This window comes from Massilia sp. 2TAF26 (genome assembly GCF_052115005.1).
Classification (GTDB): Bacteria; Pseudomonadota; Gammaproteobacteria; order Burkholderiales; family Burkholderiaceae_D; genus Telluria.
On the sequence record NZ_JBFRFV010000057.1, the window covers coordinates 1 to 7,133 of the forward strand.

At 65.3% G+C, this 7,133-nt stretch carries 7 protein-coding genes; all 7 read right to left on the bottom strand.

Annotated elements, in window-relative coordinates:
• A partial coding sequence (locus tag AB4Z32_RS27195; protein ID WP_442124941.1) for a type IV pilus assembly protein FimV occupies nt 1-518 on the bottom strand: 518 nt, incomplete at its 3' end.
• A gap of 271 nt (nt 519-789) precedes the next feature.
• Nucleotides 790-1,932 carry an aspartate-semialdehyde dehydrogenase gene (gene asd, locus AB4Z32_RS27200; protein WP_442124942.1) on the bottom strand — a complete coding sequence of 381 codons (1,143 nt, stop codon included), beginning with the start codon at nt 1,930-1,932 and terminating at the stop codon, nt 790-792.
• A gap of 69 nt (nt 1,933-2,001) precedes the next feature.
• Entirely contained in the window at nt 2,002-3,072 is a 1,071-nt protein-coding gene (gene leuB, locus AB4Z32_RS27205) for a 3-isopropylmalate dehydrogenase (RefSeq protein WP_442124943.1), read from the bottom strand.
• 12 nt (nt 3,073-3,084) lie between these two features.
• On the bottom strand, nt 3,085-3,732 hold the full coding sequence (gene leuD, locus AB4Z32_RS27210) for a 3-isopropylmalate dehydratase small subunit (protein WP_442124944.1): 648 nt from the start codon (nt 3,730-3,732) through the stop codon (nt 3,085-3,087).
• 91 nt (nt 3,733-3,823) lie between these two features.
• On the bottom strand, nt 3,824-3,946 hold the full coding sequence (locus AB4Z32_RS27215) for a lipoprotein (RefSeq protein WP_442124945.1): 123 nt from the start codon (nt 3,944-3,946) through the stop codon (nt 3,824-3,826).
• A gap of 113 nt (nt 3,947-4,059) precedes the next feature.
• A complete protein-coding gene (leuC, locus tag AB4Z32_RS27220) occupies nt 4,060-5,460 on the bottom strand; it encodes a 3-isopropylmalate dehydratase large subunit (protein WP_442124946.1) in 1,401 nt (466 codons plus the stop codon).
• Nucleotides 5,461-5,680: 220 nt separating this feature from the next.
• On the bottom strand, nt 5,681-7,133 hold a 1,453-nt coding region (locus AB4Z32_RS27225), incomplete at its 5' end, for a chemotaxis protein CheA (protein ID WP_442124947.1).

The following is a 7,133-nucleotide window of genomic DNA, read 5'->3' on the forward strand; positions in this document are numbered from 1 at the left end:
GATGCGGCCGGCGCTACGGCCGGCGTTTCCGCGCGCGGGCGCACGGCCGGCGGCGGTTCGCTCGCGGCCACCTGGGCCGACTGGGTCGCGCGCAGCTCGGCCGGGTCGAGCAGGAAGGTGTACTCGCGCACCAGGCGACCGTTATTCCAGCTCAGCTCCAGCAGCATGTCGACGAAGGGCTCGTTCAGCGGCTGGCTCGAACTCACGCGGATGAACTGGCGGCCGTTGCGCTGCTCGACCGCGAATCGCAGCGACAGCAGGGCCGGATTGAATTCGATGTTCGCGGCACGGAAGGCATCGGGCGAGGCCAGCTTGGCCACCAGTCCCGACGCCTCGTCGCTGGACACCGCCGTCAACTCGATTTCGGCACGCAGGGGCTGGCCGAGCGCGGACAGCACGGTGAGTTTGCCGAGGCCTGCCGCGTGCGCGGCCGAGCTCAGCACCAACGCACTGGCGACCGCCGCGGTGAGCTTCTTCAGCGCGGACGACTTCATCGAGGGACGGTTAGTGGAATGCATAATTCGACTGAGTGAGTTGAGCGGGCCGCAAAAGTTGCCCGGAGGTCACAGCAACATAGCATCATGCATTATGGCATGCAAGCTCTGCGGGAGGAAACATTCACGGCCCCTGAGATATGTAGACGCTCTATTCACGCAACTGATGTTTTTTGGGTCAAACCATGACATTTCGTTAGCACCTCTTGCAATGGAGACTACAACGAAAAAGGCGGCCGAAGCCGCCTTGTCGTGAGCGGCCGAAACCGCCCTATTCTACCCGCGCCGGCCGGAATTACTTGTCCAGCACGATACGCAGCATGCGGCGCAGCGGTTCGGCCGCGCCCCACAGCAGCTGGTCGCCGACGGTGAAGGCCGAAATGTATTCCGGACCCATCGACATCTTGCGCACGCGGCCGACCGGGATGGCCAGGCTGCCGGTGACGGCGGCCGGGGTCAGGTCGCGCATTGAGGCTTCGCGCGTGTTCGGCACGAACTTCACCCACTGGTTGTCGCCCGCGATGATGTCGTTGATCTCGTCCAGCGGCACGTCCTTCTTCAGCTTGATGGTCAGTGCCTGCGAGTGGCAGCGCATCGCGCCGATGCGGACGCACAGGCCGTCCACCGGGATGATCGGTGCCGCGCCCGGCTTGCCGCTGACTGAGGTTCCCCGGCCGAGGATCTTGTTGGTCTCGGCGCCGCCCTTCCACTCTTCCTTCGACTGGCCGTTGCCCAGGTCCTTGTCGATCCAGGGGATCAGGTTGCCGCCCAGCGGCACGCCGAACTGCCTGGTCTCTTCCGCCGACATGCCATGCTGGGTTGCCAGCACGGTGCGGTCGATCTCGAGGATGGCCGAGGCCGGATCGTCGAGCAGGTTTTTCACCGCGCCGTTGATGGTGCCGAACTGGGTCAGCAGTTCGCGCATGTGCTGGGCACCGCCGCCCGATGCCGCCTGGTAGGTCATGGAGGTCATCCAGTCGACCAGGTCGTTCTTGAACAGGCCGCCCAGGCCCATCAGCATGCAGGACACGGTGCAGTTACCGCCGACGAAATTCTTCACGCCGCGCGTCATCGCATCCTTGATGACGTTCAGGTTGACCGGGTCGAGCACGATGACGGCGTCGTCGTTCATGCGCAGGGTCGAGGCGGCGTCGATCCAGTAGCCGTTCCAGCCGGCTGCGCGCAGCTGCGGGAAGACTTCGGTGGTGTAGTCGCCGCCCTGGCACGAGATGATGATCTCGCACTTCGACAGCTCGGCAATGTCGGTGGCGCTCTTCAGTTTGGTCTCGTTCTTCGCCATGGCCGGCGCTGCGCCGCCTGGGTTCGAGGTAGTGAAGAACACCGGCTCGATGTGGTCGAAATCGCCTTCGTCCTGCATGCGCTTCATGAGGACCGAGCCGACCATGCCGCGCCAACCAACCAGACCAACTAGTTTCATTTCCATTTCCTCTTCATCTGTGTTGTCGTGGACTCGCGGAGCCCACGATGAATATCGATTAACGCCGAATCACCCCAGCGCGTTGACCACCGCATCGCCCATCTGTTCGGTACCGACACGGGTCGTGCCTTCCTCGAAGATGTCGGGCGTGCGCAGGCCCTGGGCCAGCACGGCCTTGACCGCATTCTCGATGCGGTCCGCCTGTTCCGGTTTGCCGAGCGAATAGCGCAGCATCATCGCGCTTGAGAGGATCGTCGCCAGCGGATTCGCGATGCCCTTGCCGGCGATGTCGGGCGCCGAGCCGTGCGAAGGCTCGTACAGGCCCTTGTTGTTCGCATCCAGCGACGCCGAGGGCAGCATGCCGATCGAGCCGGTCAGCATCGCGGCCGCGTCCGACAGGATGTCGCCGAACATATTGCCGGTGACGATGACGTCGAACTTCTTCGGCGCGCGCACCAGCTGCATCGCCGCGTTATCGACGTACATGTGTTCGAGCTCGACGTCCTGGTAGTCCTTGTGCACCTCGGTGACGATGTCGCGCCAGAACTGGAAGGTCTCCAGGACGTTGGCCTTGTCGACGCTGGTCACGCGCGAGCCGCGCTTGCGGGCGGCCTGGAAGGCGACGTGGGCGATGCGGCGGATCTCGCCTTCCGCATAGCGCATGGTGTCGAAGCCTTCGCGCTGGCCCGCGAAGGGACCGTCCGGGCACTCGCGCACGCCGCGCGGCTTGCCGAAGTAGATGTCGCCGGTCAGCTCGCGGATGATCAGGATGTCCAGGCCGGACACGACTTCCGGCTTCAGGGTCGAGGCGCCCGCCAGTTCCGGATACAGGATCGCCGGACGCAGGTTGGCGAACAGGCCGAGTTCCTTGCGCAGGCCGAGGATGGCCTGTTCCGGACGCAGCGCGCGCTCCAGGCTGTCGTACTTGTAGTCGCCGACGGCGCCGAACAGCACCGCGTCGGCGGCCTTGGCGAGCGCCAGGGTGGCGGGCGGCAGCGGATGGCCGTGGGCCGCGTAGCCGGCACCGCCGACTTCCGCGCTTTCCAACTCGAAGCGCTCGTCCAGCGCGTTCAGGACCTTGACCGCCTGGGCCGTGATCTCGGGACCGATGCCGTCGCCCGGCAGGATTGCAATCTTCATGTGATTCCTTGCTTAGATCGTGTTGGCGAGCCAGGGCTGGGCGCGCAGATGGCGCTCCTCGAAAGCGCGGATCTCGTCGGCGTGGCGCAGGGTCAGGCCGATGTCGTCCAGGCCGTTCAGCAGGCAGTACTTGCGGAACTCGTCGATCGCGAACTCGAAGGCCAGCTTGCCGTCCGGCGTGCGGATCACCTGCTGCTCGAGGTCGACCACCAGCTTGAAGCCGGGGAAGGCCTTCACCTCATTGAACAGGTGGTCGACCTGCTGTTCGTTCAGCACGATCGGCAGCAGGCCGCTCTTGTAGCAGTTGTTGAAGAAGATGTCGGCGAAGCTCGGTGCAACGATGGCGCGGAAGCCGAACTGCTGCAAGGCCCACGGCGCATGCTCGCGCGAGGAGCCGCAGCCGAAGTTCTTGCGGGCCAGCAGGATGGAGGCACCCTGGTAGCGCGGCTGGTTCAGCACGAAGTCCGGATTCAGCGGACGCGTCGAATTGTCCATGCCCGGCTCGCCATGGTCCAGGTAACGCCACTCGTCGAACAGGTTGGGGCCGAAGCCGGTGCGGCGGATCGACTTGAGGAACTGCTTGGGGATGATGGCGTCGGTGTCGACGTTGGCGCGGTCGAGCGGCGCCACCAGTCCTTCTTGTACGATAAATTTTTCCATGATCGCAGGAGTCAGTGCCGCAGGGGTCAGAGCCCGGTGTTGCCTTTAAGAGGGCTCTGACCCCGAAGTTCGCGGCGTATGCCTATCAAAATTATTTTCCGCCCGCGCCAGTAATCACCTGGCCAACCTTCTGCACGTCCTTGCCGACGCCTGAGATGGTATTGCAGCCAGTGACAACGAATGCGATGAGTGCGAGAGCGAGTACTTTTTTCATGGTATCCCTAGATTGATGGTCATGATCCAGCCAGGATGATCGACCCCGGCCGGTTTGATTACGGTTCGTTTGCGGCGCTTATGGCGCCTGGGGTCAGCAACTGACCCCGATTATCAGGTCTTGCGCACGTCGACGAAGTGGCCGGCAATCCCCGCCGCCGCCGCCATCGCCGGCGACACCAGATGGGTACGTCCGCCCTGCCCTTGCCGTCCTTCGAAGTTGCGGTTCGAGGTCGAGGCGCAGCGCTCGCCCGGATCGAGGCGGTCGGCGTTCATGGCCAGGCACATCGAGCAGCCCGGCTCACGCCATTCGAAGCCGGCGGCCTTGAAGATCTTGTCGAGGCCTTCGCGCTCGGCCTGTTCCTTCACCAGGCCGGAACCCGGCACCACCATCGCCAGCTTGACGTTGGAGGCGCGCTGGCGGCCGCGCACGACGGCGGCGGCGGCGCGCAGGTCCTCGATGCGCGAGTTGGTGCAGGAACCGATGAACACCTTGTCGATGCGGATGTCTTCGATCGGCGTATTCGGCTTGAGGTCCATGTAGACCAGCGCCTTTTCCATCGCGTCGCGCTTGACCGGATCGCGTTCCTTGTCCGGATCGGGCACGCGGCCGTCGACCGTCGTGACCATCTCGGGCGAGGTGCCCCAGGTGACCTGCGGGCGGATCTCGGCCGCGTTGAGGGTCACGACCATGTCGAACTTCGCGCCCGGGTCGGTGTGCAGGGTGCGCCAGTAGGCGAGCGCCTGTTCCCACTGCGGGCCGACGGGCGCGAACGGGCGGCCCTTGACGTAGTCGATGGTGGTGTCGTCGACCGCCACCATGCCGGCGCGCGCGCCCGCTTCGATCGCCATGTTACAGACCGTCATCCGGCCTTCCATCGACAGCGAGCGGATGGTCGAGCCGGCGAACTCGATCGCGTAGCCGGTGCCGCCGGCGGTGCCGATCTTGCCGATCACGGCCAGCACGATGTCCTTGGCGGTGACGCCGGCCGGCAGCACGCCGTCGACCTGCACCAGCATGGACTTCGACTTCTTCGCCAGCAGGGTCTGCGTGGCCATCACGTGTTCGACTTCGGAGGTGCCGATGCCGTGCGCCAGGCAGCCGAAGGCGCCGTGGGTCGAGGTGTGCGAGTCGCCGCAGACCACGGTCATGCCGGGCAGCGTGGCGCCCTGCTCCGGGCCGATCACGTGGACGATGCCCTGGCGCTTGTCGTTCATGTTGAAGTAGGTGACGCCGAAGGCCTTCGCATTGCTGTCGAGGGTCTCGACCTGCAGGCGCGAGGTCGGGTCCGCGATGCCGTGGCTGCGGTCGGTGGTCGGCACGTTATGGTCGGCTACGGCAAGGTTGGCGGAGGTGCGCCATAGCGGGCGATCCGCCACGCGCAGGCCTTCGAAGGCTTGCGGGCTGGTCACTTCGTGAACCAGATGACGGTCGATATAGAGCACGGTGGTGCCGTCCGCGTCGGCACGCACGACGTGCGAATCCCAGAGTTTGTCGTAGAGCGTCTTTAACATGATTTCAATCGCTACCTATCCACTTGAACAACCGCCTTATGCGGGCATGGTCTTTGATTATGCCATATTTGTGCAGTGCGTCAGCCCGGGCACCAGCAAGATTATTTCAACCGACTCATCCGCATGCAAATTTTATTTGTAGCAAATAGCATGTTTGCAAATAAAAAAAGCCTGCGCAGAGTATGCGCAGGCTTTTCTTGGCTTTGTTTTCGTGTTGCTTTTATGCAGCCAGGCGCACGCTGGAACGGCAGCCGTCCATCAGGAAGGACAGGCCCACGACCAGCACCAGCGAACCCTCGGCGGAGCGCGCGGTACCGGTGATGCCCTCGACGTGCAGGGCCGTCATCGGCTTGATCACCAGGTCGGCTGTGCCGTCCACCGCTTCCACCGCGATGATGTAGGGCTGGGGCGCGTTGATGACGATGCCGACGCGCTCCGAACACTCCTCGTAGCCCAGCGAGGCCGCCAGCGAGCGCACCGGCAGCGGACGGCCCTGGTCCTTCAGCACCGGGGCGCCGCCGACCTGCATGAAGGTCTCCGGCAGCTCGACCACGCGCTCGACCACCGCCATCGGCAGGGCCAGCTGGGCGCCCGAGGTCGACACCAGCATGGTCGGCACGATCGACAGTTCGATCGGCAGGCGGATCGAAAATTTCGTGCCGGCGCCGAGCCTGGAATCGATGCGGATCGCGCCGCGGTTCTTCTCGACCGCGGTCTTGACCACGTCCATGCCGACGCCGCGGCCCGACACCGACGACGCCACTTCCTTGGTCGAGAAGCCCGGCAGGAACACCAGCTGGTAGGCCTCGTCGTCCGAAGTCGCCTGGTGCTCGGTGATCAGGCCCTTCTCCATCGCCTTCTTGCGCAGCTTGGACGGATCCATGCCGCGGCCGTCGTCTTGCAGCACGATCATGACGCTGTTGGCTTCCTGCCAGGCTTTCAGCAGGATGTAGGCCTTGGCCGGCTTGCCCGAGGCGACGCGGTCTTCCGGACCTTCGACGCCATGGTCCAGCGCATTGCGCAGCATGTGCACCAGCGGATCGTAGAGGCTGTCCACCACCACGCGGTCGACTTCGGTCTCGGCGCCTTCGATGGTCAGCTCGACTTCCTTGCCCAGGTCCTTGGCCAGCTCGCGTACCAGGCGCGGGAACTTCTGGAACAGGCGGCCCACCGGCTGCATGCGGGTCGCCAGCGTGGCGCGCTGCAGCTCGGCCGAATAGCGCGAGGCGCGCTCCAGGGTCTCGGTCAGGGTCGCCATCAGCGTGGCGGCCTGGCCTTCGAACTTGAACTGCGACAGGCGCTCGAGCAGCACGGCGGCCTGGTTCGCGGCCTGCACCGATTCGCCCGCCACTTCCAGCAGCGCGTCCAGCTTGACCGCGTCGATACGGATGCTTTCGTCGGCCTTGGCGGCGGCGTTTTGCGCCGGCTTGTCGCCGCCACGGCGCTCGATGCCGTCCCAGCCGGACTTGGCCGGGGCGGCTTCGGCCGCGGCTGCCGGAGCCGCCACCGCCACCGCGTTTGCGGCGGCCGGCGCCGGTTCCTGGCCCGCAGCCGGGGTGCAGGTGCCCGGCGGCACGACCGCCATGTACATGGCTTCCCAGTCCAGGCCGTCCTCGCCGATCGCGGCGGCGGCTGCCGGCGCGGCGGCCACCACCGGGGCTGCGGCCGGCGCC